This is a genomic window from Pseudomonas sp. PAMC25584 (assembly GCF_058135675.1).
The window spans coordinates 3,402,646-3,421,770 of record NZ_CM176870.1 but is presented as its reverse complement, the minus strand read 5'-3'; the positions used below and the strand labels follow the sequence as shown (position 1 = coordinate 3,421,770).

The following is a 19,125-nucleotide window of genomic DNA, read 5'->3' as shown; positions in this document are numbered from 1 at the left end:
TCGGGGGCAAGCCCCCTCCCACATTTTAGTGTTGTGGTGTGTTTTAGAGCGTGGCAATCAGGGCTGGCCCAAAGGCCTCTTTCAAGAACACGGGGGCGATATAGCGCTGGTAATGCGCCTCAGACAGCAGGAAAAACTCGCGGTCAATCCCATCGCGCAAATCCGCCAGGCTGTGCTCGCGAAACTCCGGCAGCAACACCAGGCCATATGCATCAAGCTTGGTAATCACCCGCGCACCCCGGGCAATCAACTGGTAGGCCCAGCAATACGGCGACTGGTGCGGCATAAAGCGAATCTTGCGGCTTTCCAGTTGCTGGCGTAGGCGCTGAGGGTCGAACACGTCCAGCTTGGAGGTCATCACCTGCACCAGCAGTTGCTCAAGGCGCAACCACACGGCGTGCTTTTCCTCGGCGTTGTAACCATTCCACTGGATGACTTCATGGTGATAACGCTTGCACCCGCGGCAGACCAGGTCACCGTAAACGGTGGAGCACAGGCCGACGCAGGGGGTCTTGATGGTTTGATTGGGCATAAAAAACATCGGCAGGTGAAACAACACGGCCCCTGCAGGGGCCGTTTTTTCAATCAGTCCCAGCTCAACGCGCCGCCAGTCTGATACTCGATCACACGAGTCTCAAAGAAATTCTTCTCTTTCTTCAAATCCATAATCTCGCTCATCCACGGGAACGGGTTGGTCGTCCCTGGATACTCTTCCTTCAAGCCAATCTGCGACAGACGACGGTTAGCGATGAACTTGAGGTAGTCCTCCATCATCGCCGCGTTCATGCCGAGTACTCCGCGTGGCATGGTGTCGCGCGCGTATTCGATCTCCAGTTGCGTCCCTTGCAGGATCATCTGGGTCGCTTCTTCTTTCATCTCGGCGTCCCACAGGTGTGGGTTTTCGATTTTGATCTGGTTGATCACGTCGATCCCGAAGTTCAGGTGCATCGACTCATCGCGCAGGATGTACTGGAACTGCTCGGCCACGCCGGTCATTTTGTTGCGGCGGCCCATGGACAGGATCTGGGTGAAGCCGCAGTAGAAGAAGATGCCCTCGAGGACGCAGTAGTAGGCGACCAGGTTGCGCAGCAGTTCTTTGTCGGTGTCGACGGTGCCGGTTTCGAATTTCGGATCGGAGATGGAGCGCGTGTATTTGAGGCCCCAGGCGGCTTTTTTAGCGACCGATGGGATCTCGTGGTACATGTTGAAGATTTCGCCTTCATCCATCGCCAACGATTCGATGCAGTACTGGTAGGCGTGGGTGTGGATCGCTTCTTCGAAGGCCTGGCGCAGGATGTACTGGCGGCACTCCGGGTTGGTGATCAGGCGGTACACGGCCAGGACCAGGTTGTTGGCGACCAGCGAGTCGGCGGTGGAGAAGAAGCCGAGGTTGCGCATGACGATGCGGCGTTCGTCGTCGGTCAGGCCTTCGGGGTCTTTCCACAGGGCGATGTCGGCGGTCATGTTGACCTCTTGCGGCATCCAGTGGTTGGCGCAGCCGTCGAGGTATTTCTGCCAGGCCCAGTCGTACTTGAAGGGCACGAGTTGGTTGAGGTCGGCGCGGCAGTTGATCATGCGCTTTTCGTCAACGGCGACACGGGCGCAGGCGCCTTCGAGTTCGGCGAGGCCTTCGGCGATGTCGAGTGTGTCGAGGGCGGCCTTGGCGCGGATGATCGCGGCGGAGTCGTTGGCGGTGACGGCGCGGGCTTCGATGGCAGCGGCGGCGCCGGCACCGTCGAGGCGGTCCATGTTGGCTTCGGTGGCGTGGCCGGCGTTGGCGCCTTTGATCACCGCTGCACCGGTGTCTACGTTGTCGACTTCATCCCAACTCAGCATTGAAATACTCCTTCCTGGTCTGTGCTGACGGCGTGTGACCCCGTCCAAAAATAGGTGATTTGCAGGCTTCAAGGCATTGAAATACTGCGCATAGTGTGGTCGGCGTTTTACGGATTCGCACACTATGTAGTGGTTGTTTGTTGGTGTGGGCACACTATATGGGGTGTTACCCGGATGGTCAACGCACAAGGTGTGCGGTTTTAGGTCGCTGCCAGGCGCGCCTTTGGTAACAACGCCTGGGTTCGCTGGCTTTCGTTGCCCGTATAAACACCCAGTTGAAAAGATCATGGTGTCGCGCTGCGATATTAAATAGAATTAATCTCATTTGAGACTCAATCGCGCTGCGTAGGTCGCTTGCCATGAATGATGCTGTTGTCCCTTCGCACGCCCCCGAACCGACGTTGTCGAGCCTGTATCGCGACCATCGCAGTTGGCTGGAAAGCTGGCTGCGTCGGCGCCTGGGCAATGCCTGGGACGCGGCGGACCTGAGCCAGGACACCTTTGTGCGGGTGCTCGCCAGCGCCCAGCCGCTCGCGCAGATGCAGGAACCGCGGGCCTACCTGGTAACGGTAGGCAAGCGCCTGCTGGTCAACTTTCATCAGCGGCGCAGCCTTGAGCAGGCTTATCTGACGGCACTGGGGAATCTGCCGCCAGCCTGCGTGCCGTCTCCCGAGCAGCGTTGGCTGGTGCTGGAAACCCTGCAAGCCTTGGATGAATTGCTCGACGGCTTGCCTGTGCGCGTGCGCCGGGTGTTCCTCTGGAGTCAGCTGGAGGGCCTGGGCTATCGGGAGATTGCCGAGCGGCTTGAGGTGTCGGAGCGCACGGTGAAGCGTTACATGGCGCAAGCCTATGAACATTGCCTGCTGGTGGACCTGTGAGTCGTGAGGTTGCGCGCGCGGCCGCTCAATGGCTGGCGCTGCTCGAGTCGGGCGCGGCCACTGAACGCGATCACGCCGCGTTGCAGCACTGGCGCGACAGCCATCCGCAGCACGAACACACCTGGCAGAAAGCCCAAGCACTGCGCCAGCGTTTCAGCGAGTTGCCCCAGGCGTTGGCGATGGCCAGTCTCGACCGCCCGCAAGCGGGGCGGCGAGCGTTGCTCAAGCGCGCGTTGGGCGTGGCGGCGCTGGCGCCGGCGGCCTGGTTGATCAGCCGCCAGTTGCCTATCGATAGCTGGCGCGCCGATCTGCACACCGCCACCGGCGAGCGCAGACGCCTGCCGTTGGCCGAGGGCGGCAGCCTGCAACTGAATACCGCCACGGCCGTGGATATGGACCCGGCGCAACGGCGCATTACGCTGGTGGACGGCGAACTGTCGCTGAACGTGCCAGGCGCACGCGCGATGACGCTACGCACCCGCTACGGCGAAGTATTGGTCAGTCAGGCCGAGGTGTGCGTGCGCCAACTGGCCGCCGGCTGCCGGGTGTCGGTGCTCAAGGGCCGCGTGCAGGTGCGCGACGTGAACGGGCAACTGGCGACGTTGCAGGGCGGCCAGCAAGCGCCATTAAGCGCCGACGGGCTCGGCGCGTGGGTGCCGTTCGATGTGCTGCAACTAGGCTGGCGCGACGGTGTGCTGACCGCACAGAACCAGGCGCTGGGGGATTTTCTGCGCGAGCTGGCGCGCTATCGCCCAGGCGTGTTGCGCTGGGCGCCGAACCTGGAGACGTTGCGGGTGACGGGCAGTTTTCGCCTGGATGACACCGACCGCATCCTCAAGTTGCTGGCTTCGAGCCTGGGGCTCGAAGTGCAGGCGCGGACGCGGTATTGGGTGACGTTGGATAAAGCGCCGGCCTAGATCGGATGTACGTACCACACCTTTCAGGATCGGCAACGCCAGAGCTTGTATATATCTGTATCGTCTAAATAAATGCTTATATATTCCTTTTAATGTCTGCTGGGCCGGCGCATTTTGAGTGCCTGCGCATTCGTGCGGATTGACCCAACAGCCAGAAGGAAAGCCGACATGACCATTAAAGCGATCAACGTGCGCAACCAGTTCAAGGGCGTGATCAAAGAAATTCTGCTGGGGGAAGTGGTGTCCGAAATCGACGTGCAAACCGCGTCCGGCATCGTCACCTCGGTGATCACCACCCGTTCGGTGCGTGACCTGGAATTGAAAGTCGGCAGCGAAGTGATTGCCTTTGTGAAGTCCACCGAAGTCTCGATCGCCAAACTGTGACGCCGACCTGATGTGGGAGCGCCGCTCCCACATGCATTCTGCCGAGGCCGCGCCCTAGCGCTGGCGCAGCGCACGTTCCATACGCTGCAGACCCTCTTCCAGCAACGCCCGCGGGCAGCCGAAGTTCAGGCGCACGAACTGCTGGCTGTCATCGCCGAATTCAATCCCCGCGCTCAAACCGACCTTGGCCTGTTCAAGGAAGAACTGTTGCGGGTCGTCCAGGCCCAGGGCGCTGCAATCCAGCCACGCCAGAAAGGTGCCTTGGGGCGCGTGCATGACCACGCCGGGCAGGCGGTTTTTTACCGCGTCGAGCAGGTAGTCGCGGTTGGCTTGCAGGTACTGCACCAACGCCTCGAGCCATTCGCTGCATTGGCTGTAGGCCGCGCGGGTGGCTTCCAGGCCCAGGGGGCTGACGCTGTCGACCATGCCGCAGCGCGCCTGGTTGAAGCGCTCGCGCACTGCGGCGTTTTGCACCACGGCAAAACAGGTCTTCAAGCCAGCTACGTTGTAGGCCTTGCTCGCGGACATCAAGGTGATGGTGCGCTGCGCGATTTCCGGGCTGAGGCTGGCGGTGGGGATATGGCGACGACCGTCGAAGCACAACTCGGCGTGGATTTCATCGCTGATGATCAGCGCGCCCTGTTCCAGGCAGGCATTGGCCACGGCCAGCAGTTCTTCGCGGGGGAAGACTTTGCCCATCGGGTTATGCGGGTTGCTCAGCAACAATGCGCCAGCACCTGTTAGCGCCTGGCGCAACAGAGGCATTGGCGTGATGTACTCAGCGTTGATCAGCGCGAACGGCACTTCGATGCGCGGCAGGTTCCAGTTTCCGGGCGCCAGGCGAATCGGGCGATAGTTGGGAGTTTGCAGCACCACCGGTTGGCCGGGCTGCACAAAGGCATGCAGCGCCATGTTGAAACCGGGTTCTACGCCCGGCAGGAACAGCAGCTCGTCTGGCTGCACGCGCCAGGCGTACTTGGCCCACAGATCGGCGACGATGGCCTCGCGCACGTCCGGGCCGGCCACGCTGTAGCCGAGAATTTGCTGGTCGAGGCGTTGGTGCAGGGCCTTAAGCACGGCGGGTGGCGCGGCGATGTCCATGTCGGCGATCCACATCGGCAACACGTCTTGCGGGTAACGGTTCCACTTGGTACTGCCGGTGCCGAGGCGTGGGTGGATCGTGTCGAAATCAAAACTCATGGGGGCGCTCGTGTCAGGGAGTCAGGCGAAGAATGGCGCTGATTCTAGCGTCATTGGTCGCCTAGGCCAGCGCTGAATCGTTCCGTGACCGACAGGTTCTGTCTAAAAACGGCATTGCGCTGGGGATTACATCCGAGTCGGGCTATTTTGGTGCATCTCAATCACCCGAGTAGCCAAGGATGAAATACCAACCCTTCAGCCGTACTTTGATTGCCACCGCCCTGGTGTTGACGGTCAGCGGTGTGCAAGCTGCCTCCCAGGCCCCGGTGGCCGGTGAAAATGACATGGTGGTCACGGCCCAGCATCTGGCCACGCATGTCGGCGTGGATGTACTCAAGGCCGGCGGCAACGCGGTGGATGCCGCCGTGGCCGTGGGCTATGCGCTGGCGGTGGTGTACCCGGCGGCGGGTAACCTGGGCGGCGGCGGCTTCATGACCGTGCAACTGGCCGACGGGCGCAAGACCTTCCTCGACTTCCGCGAAAAAGCCCCGCTGGCGGCCACCGCCGACATGTACCTGGACAAGGCCGGCAACGTCGTCGAAGGCCTGAGCGCCAAGGGCCACCTGGCCGTCGGCGTTCCCGGCACCGTGTCCGGCATGGAACTGGCCCTGAGCAAATACGGCACTCTCAAGCGCGCCCAGGTGATTGCCCCGGCGATCAAGCTGGCGGAAAACGGCTTCGCGCTGGAGCAGGGCGATATCGAGCTGCTGCACACCGCCACCGGTGAGTTCGAAAAAGACAAGGACCTGCGGGCTATCTTCCTGCACAACGGCCAGCCGCTGCAGGTCGGCCAGAAGCTGGTGCAGAAAGACCTGGCCAAGACTCTCAAGGAAATCTCGGCCAAGGGCCGCGACGGTTTCTATAAAGGTTGGGTTGCCAAGGCACTGGTGGATTCCAGCCAGGCCGGCAAAGGCATCATCACCCAGGCCGACCTCGACAAATACAAGACCCGCGAACTGGCGCCCATCGAGTGCGACTACCGTGGCTACCACGTGGTTTCGGCACCGCCGCCGAGCTCCGGTGGCGTGGTGATCTGCCAGATCATGAACATCCTCGAAGGCTACCCGATGGCGGACCTGGGCTACCACTCGGCCCAGGGCCTGCACTACCAGATCGAAGCCATGCGCCACGCGTATGTGGACCGCAACAGCTATCTCGGCGATCCGGACTTCGTCAAGAACCCGATCGAACACCTGCTGGACAGAAACTACGCAACGAAACTGCGTGACGCAATCGATCCGAACAAGGCCGGCGACTCCCAGGCGATCAAGCCGGGTGTAGCGCCCCATGAAGGCAACAACACCACCCACTATTCCATCGTCGACAAGTGGGGCAACGCGGTCTCGGTGACCTACACCCTCAACGACTGGTTTGGTGCCGGGGTGATGGCGAGCAAAACCGGGGTGATTCTCAACGATGAAATGGACGACTTCACCGTCAAGGTCGGTGTGCCGAACATGTACGGGCTGGTCCAGGGTGAAGCCAACGCCATTGCGCCGGGCAAGGCCCCGCTGTCGTCGATGAGCCCGACTATCGTGACCAAGGATGGCAAGGCGGTGATGGTGGTCGGTACGCCGGGCGGCAGTCGCATTATTACGGCGACCTTGCTGACGATTCTCAACGTCATCGACTACAAGATGAACATCCAGGAGGCCGTCGACGCGCCGCGCTTCCACCAGCAGTGGATGCCGGACACCACCAACCTCGAGACCTTCGCGGTCAGCCCGGATACCCAGAAGATCCTCGAAAGCTTTGGCCACAAGTTCGCCGGGCCACAGGATGCCAACCACTTGGCGGCGATCCTGGTGGGCGCACCGTCACTGGGTGGCAAGCCGGTTGGCAACAATCGTTTCTACGGCGCGAATGACCCGCGTCGCAATACCGGCCTGTCGCTGGGCTACTAAACGCTGCAATCTACTGTAGGAGCGAGCAAGCTCGCTCCTACAGTATTTGTTTGACCGCCGCGAAGGCTTTGACGCGGCGCTCTTCCCAATTTCCCCTGATCACCACCACGGCCTGTTGATGCTGCTGCATCCAATCCTGGCTGCCCTGGAAAAATGCCCGACGATCCGCCAATTCCGGTTGGCAACGCTGGCCGTCGGCCGTCCATTCCACGTCTTCAGGGGACAGCAGCAGGTGCAAGTCGTAGTGGCGCGCCAGCAGTTCATCGTCAAGCCACGTCGGGTAGTCGCCGAACAGGGTCTGGCTCCAGAGTTTGTTGGTCAGCAGGTGCGTGTCGAGGATCAGCAGTGCAGGGCGCTCGGCGCGGGCGGCATCTTCCCAGGCCAGTTGACCACGGGCGATGGCCGGGATATCGGCCAGCGTGGTGTCACGCTGATGGTGGTCGATGAAATGCCGCACGTATTCGCCCACCATCAGCCCGCCAAAGTGCGCTTGCAACTGCGCGGCCAGCCAGCTTTTTCCGCTCGATTCGGGGCCGGCCAACACCACCACCTTCATGCGCGCAACGCCGGGTCGGCGCGCCATTCACGCCAGCCTTGCACGGCGATCAGGGTGAACAGCGCGTAGAGTGCGGCGGTGAGGTAGAGGCCTTTGTAGAGGAACAGCCCGACGAAAATCACATCCACGGCAATCCACAATGCCCAGCACTGCACGCGCTTTTGCGCCATCCACATCTGCGCCACCAGGCTGAAGCCGGTGAGGGCAGCGTCGAGCCAGGGTTGGGCAGCGTCGGTCCAGTGGGCCATCGCGGCGCCGAGCAACAGGCTGCCGACTGCGCCCATAGCCAGGCTGGTCATGATCGCGGGCCAGCCCAGGCTGGTGACTTGGCGCCCTGGCGTGATGTCCCCGGCGCGTCGGGTCCACTGCCACCAGCCGTAGACTTGCAGGGCGGCATAGACCACCTGCAACAGCATGTCGGAATAGAGTTTCACGTCGTAGAACACCCAGGTGTAGAGCAACACCATGACCAGGCCGATGGGCCAGCACCAGGGGTTTTGTTTGACCGTCAGCCAGACAGCGATCACCCCCAGCGCGGCGGCGAACAGTTCAAGCCCGGACATGGCGGTTCCTTGGGAGAGAGGGAGAGGGCGGGGATTGTAACCAATCTTCAAAACACAGGAAGGCAAATGTGGGAGGGGGCTTGCCCCCGATAACGGTGTGAAGTGCGCCCCAAAAGTTGGACAGTGATTGTTAGGCTACAGCGGACCTGGCTCTGTACGCTACAGGGCTCAGTCCGCCAAGTTTCGTTTTGATTCGCTTATGGTTGTAGTAATGGATGTATTCAGCCAGTCCAGCCTGCAACTGAGCCACACTCTCGAAGCTTTCCCGGTAGTAAAACTCTGACTTCAACGTGCCGAAGAAGCTCTCCATTGTGGCGTTGTCATAGCAGTTTCCTCTGCGTGACATGCTCTGTTCCAACCCTGCTTTTTCTAGTCGATCCCGGTACTTCGGGTATCGATAGTGCCAACCTTGATCCGAGTGCAACATGGGCTTGACGCCCTCAGGCAAGCGCTCAAGAGCTTGTTCCAGCATGTCGCCCACCAGGGCATATTGGGGGCGCGTGGCGGTTTGATAGGCCACAATTTCTCCGTTGTACAAGTCTAAAACTGGAGACAGATATAGCTTTTCGCCTGCCACTTTGAACTCGGTGACATCCGTTACCCATTTCTGATTCGGTTGCTCAGCCTCGAACTGACGAGCCAGGATGTTAGGCGATACTTCTCCCATTGGTCCTCGATACGATCTGTATTTCTTCGGTCGCACCGTACATTTCAGACTCAACTCCCCCATCAGTCGCCGCACAGTTTTACTGTTGATCAACTGTCCGTCGCTCCGCAGAGCTAAAGTCATACGGCGATAGCCGAATCGCCCCTTATGCTCGTCTTGAAGGCTCTGGATAGAGGCTTTTAGCGAAACGAACCGGTCTGCTCCGTCCATCGCCTTGAGTTGGTAGTAGTACGTGCTGCGGGCGAGCCCAGCCAGCTTGAGCAAATGGTCCAAGGGGAAGCTGTGCCTCAACTCAGAGACTAATTGGGCTTTTTCTTCGCTTCTTTCTCGCGCCTCATCACTGCCTCGCCTAACTCCCCAAGCTTTTTTAGGTAGGCGTTCTCCATGCGCAAATACTGGAGTTCATCAAGTAAAGCCTTGTGAGCACGTTCTTGGTCGGTGAGTGGAATGGCCGTTTTTCGAGGTTTAGCAGGTAGCTTGGACATAGCGGTATTCGATCCTTTTTCCCCTGAGGCCAGGGCTTCAATACCGCCACTGTAATACTGCTGCTGCCATCTGCCCACTTGGGTAGAGTCACCCAGATTGAAGAGTGCCGCTGCGCGGCGAAAAGAAAGGGAGTCACGCCACATGCGTTGCAGAACGGAGAACTTGAACAAAGCACTGTAACGTCCACCGGTACTACTCAGACTGGCCTCACCGTGCAGCCGGTAAGCTTCCACCCAACGGCGAAGTAAAGTGGGGTCCATTTGAAATCGAGCAGCAATATGGCGAAAGCCTCGGCCTCGTTCCAGGAAGGCGGTAATGGCGGAAAGCTTGAACTGCGTTGTGTACTTGCTCATGAAAAAGCCCCAGGAGTTGGATGGGTGTCCAACTTCTGGGGCGCACTTCAGTGTATCAGTCAGCATATTTGCAGCTGACCCACCGCTATCGGGGGCAAACCCCCTCCCACATGGTGAGCTGCGTCAGATCTTGAACTGACGCAGCAGGCTGTCGAGTTGCTCGCTCAACCCGCGCAAGTGCGCGCTGGCTACGCTGGACTGTTCCGCCGCCACGGCCGTGCTGTGGGATAACCCGGCGGCCTGGGTCACGTTCTGGTTGATGTCCTCGACCACGTGGGCCTGTTGCAGGGTGGCGCTGGCGATCGAGGCGTTCAGGCCATTGAGATTGAGCAGGGCCTGACCGATGGCGGTGAGGCTGGCACCGGCCTGGCCGGCCTGTTCGATGGTCAACTGCGAAGCGCTGTGGCTGTCGCTGATGACCTTGACCGCCGCTTCCGAGTGACCTTGCAGGCGCTCGATCATGGCCTGGATTTCAGCGGTGGATTTCTGCGTGCGTTGGGCCAGCAGCCGCACTTCGTCCGCCACCACCGCAAACCCGCGTCCTTGCTCACCGGCACGCGCGGCTTCGATGGCGGCGTTGAGGGCGAGCAGGTTGGTCTGGTCGGCAATGGAGCGGATCACTTCGAGTACGCCACCAATCTGCGTGCTTTCGCTCGACAGGGTACGAATCACCTCCACGGCCTGGCTGATGGTGGTGGACAGTTGGTCGATCTGCTGCAAACTGCTGTCGATGTTCACCTGGCCCTGCACGGCCTGGGCCTGGGCGTCGCGCATTTCGCTGGCGGCGTGCTCGGCGTTCTTGGCCACGTCCTGCACGCCGTAGGTGACTTCATTGATTGCGGTGGCCACCAGTTCCATCTGCTGCGACTGTTGCTGGCTGCGGTCATGGGCCTGGCTGGCGTTGTTGCCCATCTCCGTGGACGACTGGCCCAGCGCAGTGGCGCACATCTGCAACTGGCCGACGACCTGGCGCAGCTTGGCGGTGAAGTTGTTGAAGTGCTGGGACAGTTGAGTGACTTCGTCGCGGCCATGGGTGTCGAGGCTGCGAGTCAGGTCGCTCTCGCCGCTGGCGATATTGGCCATGGCGTTCACGGCCGCCTGCAGCGGGCGCACGATGCTGCGCACAATCAACGAGACCAGCAGGGCCATGACCACGGCGATGCCCAGGCCGATACCCGAGGCTTTCCACACTTGCACGTTGAATTCGGCTTGCACGTCATCCACATACACGCCGGAGCCGATGATCCAGCCCCACGGCTCGAACAACTGGATATACGAGGTTTTTTTCACCGGCGCTTCAGCACCCGGCTTCGGCCAGCTGTAATTGATGACACCGGCACCCTTGGCCTTGGCCAGGCTCACGAACTCGTTGAATATCGCAAAGCCGTTCGGGTCGCGAATCGACGAGAGGTTCTGACCATCGAGCTTGGGGTTGGCCGGGTGCATGATCATCACCGGCGTCAGGTCGTTGATCCAGAAGTAGTCGTCGTGGTTATAGCGCAGGCCACGCACCGCGCTCAGCGCTTGTTTCTGTGCCGCTTCACGGGTCATGACGCCGCTGGTTTCGAGGCTGTGATAAAACGTCAGGATTCCACTGGCGGTCTGTACGACGTGCTGGGTCTGCAGGCTTTTGGCTTGATAGAGGTCGCCATGGATCTGCTTGAGCATCAGCAAACCCAGGGTCAACAGCATCAGCACGGCGACTACCAGGATCAGCCAGAGACGGCGGCTGATCGACATATTGCGCAAACTGTTCATCGTCCTGTCACTCCGTGCTTTTTATAATTCTCGGCGTTGCATCGACTTTTACGCCTTGTCTGATAGGCTTTCGGCCTGAAATCGAAAAACCTGAGTACTGCCTGATTTTTCACGGAATTTTTGCAGACCGGCGTTGAATATCAACACCGGGCCTTTAGTGTGCTCATCGTCAGTGAATCATTAAAAAGACTAACGAGGCTTGCCGTAGAGCAAGACCTTTGGGGGAAGTATGGATTTGTGGACCGCCGCACAGGCGTTGATACTCGGCGTGGTAGAAGGGCTGACTGAATTTCTGCCGATCTCCAGTACTGGCCACCAGATTATCGTCGCCGACTTGCTCGACTTTGGCGGCGAACGCGCCATGGCGTTCAATATCATCATTCAGCTCGGCGCGATTTTGGCGGTGGTCTGGGAGTTTCGGCGCAAGATCCTCGACGTGGTCACCGGCTTGCCGACCCAGCGCAATGCGCAGCGATTTACCGTCAACCTGCTGATTGCGTTCCTGCCGGCCGTGGTGCTGGGGGTGATTTTCGCCGACCTGATTCACCACTACCTGTTCAACCCGATCACCGTCGCCACTGCATTGGTGTTGGGCGGCATCGTGATGTTGTGGGCGGAGCGTCGCCAGCATGAAGTGCATGCCGAAACTGTCGATGAGATCACCTGGAAGGACGCGCTCAAGGTTGGCTTTGCCCAGTGCCTGGCGATGATTCCGGGCACCTCGCGCTCGGGCTCGACCATCATCGGCGGCCTGCTGTTCGGCCTGTCGCGCAAGACCGCCACCGAGTTTTCGTTCTTCCTGGCCATGCCGACCATGGTCGGTGCGGCGGTGTACTCGGGCTATAAGTACCGCGACCTGTTCCAGCCGGCGGACCTGCCAGTGTTCGCCCTCGGGTTTGTTACCTCGTTCATCTTCGCGATGATTGCGGTCAAGGGCCTGCTCAAGTTCATCGCCAGCCATAGCTACGCAGCGTTTGCCTGGTATCGGATTGCATTCGGCTTGCTGATCCTGGCGACCTGGCAGTTCGGCTGGATCGACTGGGCTGCGGCCAAGGCATGATGATTCAGCACCCGCGCCTGAAGGCGCTGATCTTTGCGCTGTTATGCGCGGCGCCGTTAGTGGGCTCGGTATTGGTGTGGCATCGCGGCGAGACCGTGATGCCGCTGGTGGCCTATGGCGTGGTCAGCGTGATCGCGTTTTTCCTGTACTGGAGCGACAAGCGCAAGGCGCGCACCGATGCTCGGCGCATCCCGGAAAACATCCTGCACGCCGTCGAGCTGGCGGGCGGTTGGCCGGGGGCGCTGATTGCCCAGCAGGTGTTCCGGCACAAGACGCGCAAGGTGTCTTATCAGGTGCTGTTCTGGGTGGTCGTGCTGTTGCACCAGTTGTTTTGGCTTGACCAGTTGTTCCTCAGCGGCACGCTGTGGTCAGTCCTCTAGCAACAACCCGATCTGCGTGCGCTTGGGCAACTTGCTCACCACCAACTGGTGGGAGCGCTGCAACAGGCCACGCAATTCCTCGGCGCCCAACGGGTAGGGCGTGTTCATGATGATCCACTGCGCGCGTGCCAGGTACGGCGCCGGGTGGATGCCCGGCCGGTCCACATGGCCCAGGAACAGTTCCTTGTCGACCTTGAACGCCAACGAGTCGCCTCGTAGATTCTGCACGGCGAACATCTTGTTGCCGGCAATCGAAAACACCCGCACGCCACCCCATTTGTAGTCCTCCCGCGCGCCGGGCAGGCTCAGGCAGAAGTGCGCCACTTGTTCTTCGGTCATGCTCATAACAGGCGGTCTCCACAGCTATTAAAGCCTTCTTCCAGATAATCGATCCAGGCGCGAATCGCCGGTAGCACGCCACGGCGATGTGGGTACACGGCCTGCAACCAGCCCCCCGGCAGCGACCATTGCGGCAGCAGTTGCACCAGTTGGCCGCTGGCCAGCTCTTCTTCGCAGTACATCATCGGCAGCACGGTAAAGCCCAGGCCCTTGAGTGCGCTGGTTTTGCGCACGATGAAATCATCGATGCCCAGGCGGGCTTCCATCACCAGGTCTTCGGCGTTGCCTTGGGGATCGAGCAGGCGCAGGTGGACCATGCGGTCGGCTTCCAAGGCGCCAAGCACCGGCAATTGCTTGAGGTCGTCGAGACTATCGACTTGTCGGCCACGCATGAGGTCCGGGCTGGCGACCAGCAGCGTCTGGGCCTGGCGCAGACGCTTGGTGACCAGCAGAGGGTCTTCGTCGCCGAGCTCGCGCACACGCAACGCCACGTCAATGCCCTCGGCCACCAGGTCGACCCGACGGTTGACCAGGGTCATTTCCATCTGGACCAGGGGGTGGGCAGCGAGAAAACCGGCGACTAGCTCCGGCAGGATATTCTGGGCCAAGCCCACCGGGCAGCTCACCCGCAGCCGCCCACGGGGTTCGCTGGACATGCTGGCGACGGCCTCATCGGCCATTTCCGCTTCCAGCAGCATCGCCTGGCAATGGCGCAGATAACGCTCGCCGACGGCGGTCAGGGTCAGTTGCCGGGTGGTGCGTTGCAGCAGGCGCGCGCCAAGGCGTGCTTCCAGCTCGGCAATGCGCCGCGACAGCCGCGATTTGGGAATCCCCAGCAGGCGACCGGCCGCCGCGAAGCCGCCGGCTTCCACGACTTTGGCGAAATAGTAGAGGTCATTGAGGTCTTGCATGGCTGGCCTATTGTCCTGTCGATAGGACGAACTATCGCATTTTAACTATCTTATCGGCTATTGGTTTCATGCGTAGGCTTAACACCATCTAATCCGCACCGCTGACCCTATTTGGAGCTTCCCCATGAAACTGTTGCATATCGATTCCAGCATCCTCGGCGACAACTCGGCTTCGCGCCAGCTCAGTGCCGGCGTGGTCAAGGCCTGGCAAGCGGCCGAGCCGGGTGTGGAAGTGACTTACCGTGACCTGGCCAACGAAGGCATCAACCACTTCTCTGGCACCACCTTGGCTGCATTGGGCACGCCAGCCGAATTGCGCGACGCTGCGCAGCAGCGCGAAGCCGACCTCAGCGCGTCGACCCTGGCTGAATTCCTCGCCGCCGACGCCGTGGTCCTGGCCGCGCCGATGTACAACTTCACCATCCCGTCCCAGCTCAAAGCCTGGATCGACCGCATTGCCGTGGCCGGCCAGACCTTCCGCTACACCGAAGCCGGCCCGGAAGGCCTGTGCGGCAACAAGAAAGTCATCATCGTCTCCACTTCCGGTGGCCTGCATGTTGGCCAGGCAACGGGCGTGGCCCACGAGGAATACTTGAAAGTGATGCTGGGCTTCCTCGGTATCACCGACATCGAATTCGTCCGCGCCCACGGCCTGGCGTATGGCGATGAGTTCCGCAGCAAGTCCCTGAGCGACGCCAACGTTGTCATCAACGAACAATTGTTCGCCGCCGCGTAAGGCTTGTGTAAATTTCGCTGTTGCTCGGTTTCAATCTGAAGCCGGGCGCCTAAACTCTGTATTCTGCTCGCCTGAACGCGACCGGAGTACGGAGTTTTTTCGTTGACGCGCTGTCTATACTTTGGCCCAGGTTATGCACGCATGGGTTTATCACTCGGTGCGAGTACCCAGAACCATGGACATCTTAAATAGACATGCCGGTTATCGCGCAGCAAAGGTGGACATCCTCATGATGCGTCTTTGTGCTGTTTTGGTTCTTTCCCTGCTCGGTAGCCTGGTTTCAGTGCACGCTGCCCCTGCGCCGCACCCGCATTGGAGTGTGGGCTTTCACCGCATGAGTTTTCTCGACCCGCTGGATCTGCAGCCGATGAAAGCCATCGCGTTCTATCCGTCCACCGACCTTGAGCACACCACCCGGGTGGGTGGCTATCATGTGGAGGCGACGGAAGATTCGAAGATCGCTATCGGCCGTTTCCCGATGCTGATGCTGTCCCATGGCAACACCGGTACGCCGCTGGCCCTGCATGACCTGGCGACCTCCCTGGCACGCAAGGGTTTTGTGGTGGTGGCGGTGCTGCACCCCGGCGACAACTACAAGGATCACAGCCGCCTGGGCACGGTGAGCAACTTGTATGGGCGGCCGATCCAGATTTCCGAAGCGATCACCGCGACCCTGGGCGACCCGATGCTGTCACCGTTCGTCAACGTCGACCAGGTAGGTGTCATCGGCTATTCGGCCGGTGGCGAAACCGCGTTGATCCTGGCGGGAGCCAAGCCCGATTTCGCGCGCCTGCGCCGCTATTGCCAGGAACGTCCGGAAGATCGCGACGCCTGCACCACCAAAGGCGAACTGGTGGTGGACCGTGATGACCTGCAGCCACAAGCCGATCCGCGCATTCACGCGTTGATGTTGATGGCGCCGCTGAGTTTGATGTTCGGCCGCCACACCCTGGCCGACGTCCACGTGCCGGTGCTGCTCTATAGCGGTGATGGCGACAAGCTGGTGGCTGTGGACAAGAACGCCGCCGCTTTGGCGCGCAAGCTGCCCGAGCCGCCGGACTTCAAGCTGCTGGCCGGGGCCGGGCATTTCGTGTTCATGGCGCCCTGCGACAGCGCTCAACTGGCGCTGATGCCGGCGATCTGCACCGATGCCGATGGCGTCGACCGCGAAGGCATTCACCGCGATCTGAGCTCCGAAGCCGGGCGCTTTTTCACTCAGACCCTCGGGCGGTCCACCCGTGCCGGCTTGCAAACGGCGGATCAGTAAGCGCGACGCTTGAGCAGCAAGGTCACGCCCAACGCAGTGAGCGACAGCAGCGCCGCGCAGAAGAAGATCCAGCCGTAGCCGAGGTTCAACGCCACCGCGCCCATCAATGGCCCGGCAATCGCCAGGGCCAGGTCGAAAAACACGGCGTATGCACTCAACCCGGCGCCACGGCTGCTGCTGGGCACTTGCTTGATCGCTTCCACGCCCAGCGCCGGGTACACCAGGGATAAACCAAAGCCCGTCAGCCCTGCGCCGACCAACGCCACGCCGGTAGACGGCGCGAGCCACAACAGCGTCAGGCCCAGGGTCTCGATGACCATGCAGGCAATCGCCGCCCTGAAGCCGCCAAAGCGGCTGATGGCTGAGATAAACACCAGGCGCGAAACGATAAAGCACACGCCAAATACCGTCAGGCAATAGGCTGCGCCTTTCCAGCCGCGATTGAGGTAGTACAGGGTGATAAAGGTGGTCAGGGTGCCATAGCCGATGGACGCCAGGCACAGGCTGGCGCCAAACGGTGCGATGCGGCCGAACACCGCCCAGAACGGCAAGCGCTCGCCGCGCACCACCGGCACCGATGGTTTATTGCGGATCAGCACCAGGCCCAACGCCGCCAACACCGACAGGGCGATACCGAGGCTGCTGTAGCCATATTCGGCGACCATCACCACCCCCAGCGGCGCGCCAATCGCGATGGCGCCGTAGGACGCGATACCGTTCCAGGAAATCGAGCGCGCCGTGTGCTCGGCGCCGACCTGGCCCATGCACCAACTGATGGTGCCTACGCCGATCAGGCCCTGGGCCACGCCAAGCAACAAACGACCGCCGATCAGGATGCCCAGGCTCAACAGCGGCAGGCTCTGCAGCAGTGTGGCAAGCAACGTCAATACACCGCTGAGCAGGATGCCCGCCAGGCCCAGCACGATCGCACGTTTGGTGCCCACGGTATCGGACATGCGCCCGGCCATGGGGCGACTGAGCAGGGTGGCCAGGTATTGCGAACCGATGGTCATCCCGGCCACCACCGCACTGAAGCCCAGTTGCTCATGCACGTAGCCCGGGATCACCGCGATCGGTAGGCCGATGCAGAGAAAGGCGATGAAGCTATAGAAGACGATGGAGACGATCTGCAGGGTGATCGACACTGAGCTGGGGGCGGCGGCAGACATGAGCACTCGTTCGCGGGAGGGCGGTGAGGGCATCATCGCAAGGGCTTGGGAGAAAAGAAAGCAGGCTAAGTATTAAGCCGGCTGACCCGTACAGATACAAAAAGCCCCATCACAGTGGACGGGGCTTTTTCTTGCTGCTTGGCGCTAACAGCTAATCGCTGTGCTTAAAACACCACGCCTTGGGTGCGCAGGTAATCGTCGTAGGTGCCGCTGAAGTCGATCACGCCGCTGGCGCTCAACTCGATGATGCGGGTGGCCAGGGACGATACGAACTCGCGGTCGTGGCTGACGAAGATCAGCGTGCCTGGGTAGTTTTCCAGCGCCAGGTTCAGCGCTTCGATGGATTCCATGTCCAAGTGGTTGGTCGGTTCGTCCATGATCAGCACGTTCGGCTTTTGCAGGATCAGCTTGCCGAAGAGCATGCGACCTTGCTCACCACCGGAGATGACCTTGACCGATTTGAGGATCTCGTCGTTGGAAAACAGCATGCGGCCCAAGGTGCCGCGGATCACTTGCTCGCCCTGTGCCCACTGGCCCATCCAGTCGAACAGGCTCATGTCGTTTTCGAAGTCGTGGGCGTGGTCCTGGGCGTAGTAGCCCAGCTCGGCCGCGTCGGTCCACTTGATGCTACCGGCATCCGGCGTCAGTTCGTTGACCAGGGTGCGCAGCAGGGTGGTCTTGCCGATACCGTTCGGGCCGATGATCGCCACGCGCTCGCCAGCTTCAACCTGAAAGCTGAAGTCCTTGAACAGCGGCTTGCCGTCGAAGCCTTTGGCCATGCGATCGATGATGACCGCCTGGCGGTGCAGCTTTTTGGTTTGTTCGAAACGGATGAACGGGCTCACGCGGCTCGAAGGCTTGACCTCGGCCAGTTGGATCTTGTCGATCGCCTTGGCACGGGAAGTGGCCTGCTTGGCTTTCGAGGCGTTGGCCGAGAAGCGGCTGACGAAGGATTGCAGTTCGGAGATCTGCGCCTTTTTCTTGGCGTTGTCCGACAGCAGTTGCTCGCGGGACTGGGTCGCCACGGTCATGTACTCGTCGTAGTTGCCCGGGAACAGGCGCAACTCGCCGTAGTCCAGGTCAGCCATGTGGGTGCACACGCTGTTCAGGAAGTGACGGTCGTGAGAGATGATGATCATCAGGCTGGAGCGCTGGGTCAGGATGTTTTCCAGCCAGCGGATGGTGTTGATGTCCAGGTGGTTGGTCGGTTCGTCGAGCAACAGCACTTCAGGGTCGGAGAACAGCGCCTGGGCCAGCAACACGCGCAGTTTCCAGCCTGGGGAGACTTCGCTCATCGGGCCGAAGTGCTGTTCCAGGGGAATACCCAGGCCCAGCAGCAGTTCACCGGCGCGGGATTCGGCGGTGTAGCCGTCCATCTCGGCGAATTCGGTTTCCAGCTCGGCCACGGCCATGCCATCTTCTTCGCTCATTTCCGGCAGCGAGTAGATACGGTCGCGCTCGGCCTTGACCTTCCACAGCTCTTCGTGGCCCATGATCACGGTGTCGAGCACGGTGAATTCTTCGTAGGCGAACTGGTCCTGGCGCAGTTTGCCCAGGCGCACATTCGGCTCCAGCATGACCTGGCCACCGGACGGATCCAGGTCGCCACCGAGGATTTTCATGAAGGTCGACTTGCCGCAACCGTTGGCACCGATCAAACCATAACGGTTGCCGGCGCCGAATTTGACCGAGACATTCTCGAAGAGCGGCTTGGCGCCGAACTGCATGGTGATGTTAGCTGTGGAGATCAATTACTTTACC

General features: G+C 60.7%; 19 protein-coding genes. 8 read left to right on the top strand and 11 right to left on the bottom strand.

The genetic code is table 11. The features are described from left to right. Nucleotides 1-43: 43 nt before the first annotated feature. Nucleotides 44-532 (bottom strand): DUF1289 domain-containing protein, encoded by a 489-nt coding sequence (locus ACS5Q8_RS15590; protein ID WP_465159117.1) that lies wholly within the window; start codon nt 530-532, stop codon nt 44-46. A gap of 53 nt (nt 533-585) precedes the next feature. Beyond that, nucleotides 586-1,836 (bottom strand): ribonucleotide-diphosphate reductase subunit beta, encoded by a 1,251-nt coding sequence (locus ACS5Q8_RS15585; protein ID WP_465159116.1) that lies wholly within the window; start codon nt 1,834-1,836, stop codon nt 586-588. Between the two features lie 359 nt (nt 1,837-2,195). On the opposite strand from ACS5Q8_RS15585, the gene ACS5Q8_RS15580 reads away from it, so the two are divergent. The 3 genes from ACS5Q8_RS15580 (at nt 2,196) to ACS5Q8_RS15570 (ending at nt 4,015) form a co-directional block, all read left to right on the top strand. Then, nucleotides 2,196-2,714 (top strand): sigma-70 family RNA polymerase sigma factor, encoded by a 519-nt coding sequence (locus tag ACS5Q8_RS15580; RefSeq protein WP_443694196.1) that lies wholly within the window; start codon nt 2,196-2,198, stop codon nt 2,712-2,714. Beyond that, nucleotides 2,711-3,631 (top strand): FecR domain-containing protein, encoded by a 921-nt coding sequence (locus tag ACS5Q8_RS15575; RefSeq protein ID WP_426103145.1) that lies wholly within the window; start codon nt 2,711-2,713, stop codon nt 3,629-3,631. Before ACS5Q8_RS15580 ends, ACS5Q8_RS15575 begins: the two co-directional genes overlap by 4 nt. A 168-nt stretch (nt 3,632-3,799) precedes the next feature. Continuing rightward, on the top strand, nt 3,800-4,015 hold the full coding sequence (locus ACS5Q8_RS15570; protein WP_003173733.1) for a TOBE domain-containing protein: 216 nt from the start codon (nt 3,800-3,802) through the stop codon (nt 4,013-4,015). 54 nt (nt 4,016-4,069) lie between these two features. Here ACS5Q8_RS15570 and ACS5Q8_RS15565 read toward each other — a convergent pair whose 3' ends face one another. Continuing rightward, the gene (locus ACS5Q8_RS15565; RefSeq protein WP_465159115.1) at nt 4,070-5,215 is read right to left on the bottom strand and encodes a MalY/PatB family protein; all 1,146 of its coding nucleotides are present in this window, start codon (nt 5,213-5,215) and stop codon (nt 4,070-4,072) included. A gap of 179 nt (nt 5,216-5,394) precedes the next feature. On the opposite strand from ACS5Q8_RS15565, the gene ggt reads away from it, so the two are divergent. Then, nucleotides 5,395-7,119, top strand: coding sequence for a gamma-glutamyltransferase (ggt, locus tag ACS5Q8_RS15560; RefSeq protein WP_465159114.1), 1,725 nt, complete (start codon nt 5,395-5,397; stop codon nt 7,117-7,119). 37 nt (nt 7,120-7,156) lie between these two features. On the opposite strand, the gene ACS5Q8_RS15555 is transcribed toward ggt, so the two are convergent. The 4 genes from ACS5Q8_RS15555 to ACS5Q8_RS15540 all read right to left on the bottom strand — a co-directional run bounded on the left by ACS5Q8_RS15555 (nt 7,157) and on the right by ACS5Q8_RS15540 (nt 11,502). After that, a complete protein-coding gene (locus tag ACS5Q8_RS15555; protein WP_247396943.1) occupies nt 7,157-7,675 on the bottom strand; it encodes an AAA family ATPase in 519 nt (172 codons plus the stop codon). Next, the gene (gene pnuC / locus ACS5Q8_RS15550; RefSeq protein ID WP_276193210.1) at nt 7,672-8,238 is read right to left on the bottom strand and encodes a nicotinamide riboside transporter PnuC; all 567 of its coding nucleotides are present in this window, start codon (nt 8,236-8,238) and stop codon (nt 7,672-7,674) included. Before pnuC ends, ACS5Q8_RS15555 begins: the two co-directional genes overlap by 4 nt. 130 nt (nt 8,239-8,368) lie before the next feature. Further along, nucleotides 8,369-9,744, bottom strand: a protein-coding gene (locus ACS5Q8_RS15545; protein ID WP_465159113.1) for an IS3 family transposase whose coding sequence is annotated in 2 segments (ribosomal slippage) — nt 8,369-9,241 and nt 9,244-9,744 — 1,374 coding nt in all. Because the reading frame shifts where the segments join, the coding sequence is not laid out codon by codon here. A gap of 123 nt (nt 9,745-9,867) precedes the next feature. Continuing rightward, nucleotides 9,868-11,502, bottom strand: coding sequence for a methyl-accepting chemotaxis protein (locus ACS5Q8_RS15540; protein ID WP_276193209.1), 1,635 nt, complete (start codon nt 11,500-11,502; stop codon nt 9,868-9,870). Nucleotides 11,503-11,731: 229 nt separating this feature from the next. On the opposite strand from ACS5Q8_RS15540, the gene ACS5Q8_RS15535 reads away from it, so the two are divergent. Both ACS5Q8_RS15535 and ACS5Q8_RS15530 read left to right on the top strand, forming a co-directional pair. After that, nucleotides 11,732-12,562 (top strand): undecaprenyl-diphosphate phosphatase, encoded by an 831-nt coding sequence (locus ACS5Q8_RS15535; protein WP_247396937.1) that lies wholly within the window; start codon nt 11,732-11,734, stop codon nt 12,560-12,562. Then, nucleotides 12,559-12,942, top strand: a complete 384-nt coding sequence (locus ACS5Q8_RS15530; protein ID WP_465159112.1) for a DUF1294 domain-containing protein — start codon at nt 12,559-12,561, stop codon at nt 12,940-12,942. Before ACS5Q8_RS15535 ends, ACS5Q8_RS15530 begins: the two co-directional genes overlap by 4 nt. Here ACS5Q8_RS15530 and ACS5Q8_RS15525 read toward each other — a convergent pair. Both ACS5Q8_RS15525 and ACS5Q8_RS15520 read right to left on the bottom strand, forming a co-directional pair. After that, nucleotides 12,931-13,287, bottom strand: a complete 357-nt coding sequence (locus ACS5Q8_RS15525; protein ID WP_276193207.1) for an MmcQ/YjbR family DNA-binding protein — start codon at nt 13,285-13,287, stop codon at nt 12,931-12,933. The two genes, ACS5Q8_RS15530 and ACS5Q8_RS15525, sit on opposite strands and share 12 nt — an antisense overlap. Further along, nucleotides 13,284-14,192 (bottom strand): LysR substrate-binding domain-containing protein, encoded by a 909-nt coding sequence (locus ACS5Q8_RS15520; RefSeq protein WP_426103135.1) that lies wholly within the window; start codon nt 14,190-14,192, stop codon nt 13,284-13,286. Before ACS5Q8_RS15520 ends, ACS5Q8_RS15525 begins: the two co-directional genes overlap by 4 nt. Before the next feature lie 124 nt (nt 14,193-14,316). Between ACS5Q8_RS15520 and ACS5Q8_RS15515 the strand changes: the two genes are divergently transcribed. Further along, entirely contained in the window at nt 14,317-14,928 is a 612-nt protein-coding gene (locus ACS5Q8_RS15515) for an FMN-dependent NADH-azoreductase (RefSeq protein WP_465159111.1), read from the top strand. Between the two features lie 229 nt (nt 14,929-15,157). Then, nucleotides 15,158-16,195: an alpha/beta hydrolase family protein gene (locus tag ACS5Q8_RS15510; RefSeq protein WP_276193204.1), complete on the top strand. Its 1,038-nt coding sequence runs from the start codon at nt 15,158-15,160 to the stop codon at nt 16,193-16,195. On the opposite strand, the gene ACS5Q8_RS15505 is transcribed toward ACS5Q8_RS15510, so the two are convergent. Then, entirely contained in the window at nt 16,189-17,364 is a 1,176-nt protein-coding gene (locus ACS5Q8_RS15505) for an MFS transporter (RefSeq protein ID WP_426103131.1), read from the bottom strand. The genes ACS5Q8_RS15510 and ACS5Q8_RS15505 overlap by 7 nt on opposite strands. 164 nt (nt 17,365-17,528) lie before the next feature. After that, nucleotides 17,529-19,115, bottom strand: a complete 1,587-nt coding sequence (locus ACS5Q8_RS15500; protein WP_276193202.1) for an ABC-F family ATPase — start codon at nt 19,113-19,115, stop codon at nt 17,529-17,531. Nucleotides 19,116-19,125: the final 10 nt, after the last annotated feature.

Bases quoted from the DNA above. Each gene is read 5' to 3' on its own strand.
- ACS5Q8_RS15565 (WP_465159115.1), bottom strand. From the start codon at position 5,215: ATGAGTTTTGATTTCGACACGATCCACCCACGCCTCGGCACCGGCAGT.
- ACS5Q8_RS15520 (WP_426103135.1), bottom strand. From the start codon at position 14,192: ATGCAAGACCTCAATGACCTCTACTATTTCGCCAAAGTCGTGGAAGCC.
- ACS5Q8_RS15515 (WP_465159111.1), top strand. From the start codon at position 14,317: ATGAAACTGTTGCATATCGATTCCAGCATCCTCGGCGACAACTCGGCT.
- ACS5Q8_RS15535 (WP_247396937.1), top strand. From the start codon at position 11,732: ATGGATTTGTGGACCGCCGCACAGGCGTTGATACTCGGCGTGGTAGAA.
- ACS5Q8_RS15505 (WP_426103131.1), bottom strand. From the start codon at position 17,364: ATGTCTGCCGCCGCCCCCAGCTCAGTGTCGATCACCCTGCAGATCGTC.
- pnuC (WP_276193210.1), bottom strand. From the start codon at position 8,238: ATGTCCGGGCTTGAACTGTTCGCCGCCGCGCTGGGGGTGATCGCTGTC.
- ACS5Q8_RS15570 (WP_003173733.1), top strand. From the start codon at position 3,800: ATGACCATTAAAGCGATCAACGTGCGCAACCAGTTCAAGGGCGTGATC.
- ggt (WP_465159114.1), top strand. From the start codon at position 5,395: ATGAAATACCAACCCTTCAGCCGTACTTTGATTGCCACCGCCCTGGTG.
- ACS5Q8_RS15510 (WP_276193204.1), top strand. From the start codon at position 15,158: ATGATGCGTCTTTGTGCTGTTTTGGTTCTTTCCCTGCTCGGTAGCCTG.
- ACS5Q8_RS15590 (WP_465159117.1), bottom strand. From the start codon at position 532: ATGCCCAATCAAACCATCAAGACCCCCTGCGTCGGCCTGTGCTCCACC.
- ACS5Q8_RS15525 (WP_276193207.1), bottom strand. From the start codon at position 13,287: ATGAGCATGACCGAAGAACAAGTGGCGCACTTCTGCCTGAGCCTGCCC.
- ACS5Q8_RS15585 (WP_465159116.1), bottom strand. From the start codon at position 1,836: ATGCTGAGTTGGGATGAAGTCGACAACGTAGACACCGGTGCAGCGGTG.
- ACS5Q8_RS15530 (WP_465159112.1), top strand. From the start codon at position 12,559: ATGATGATTCAGCACCCGCGCCTGAAGGCGCTGATCTTTGCGCTGTTA.
- ACS5Q8_RS15555 (WP_247396943.1), bottom strand. From the start codon at position 7,675: ATGAAGGTGGTGGTGTTGGCCGGCCCCGAATCGAGCGGAAAAAGCTGG.
- ACS5Q8_RS15580 (WP_443694196.1), top strand. From the start codon at position 2,196: ATGAATGATGCTGTTGTCCCTTCGCACGCCCCCGAACCGACGTTGTCG.
- ACS5Q8_RS15540 (WP_276193209.1), bottom strand. From the start codon at position 11,502: ATGAACAGTTTGCGCAATATGTCGATCAGCCGCCGTCTCTGGCTGATC.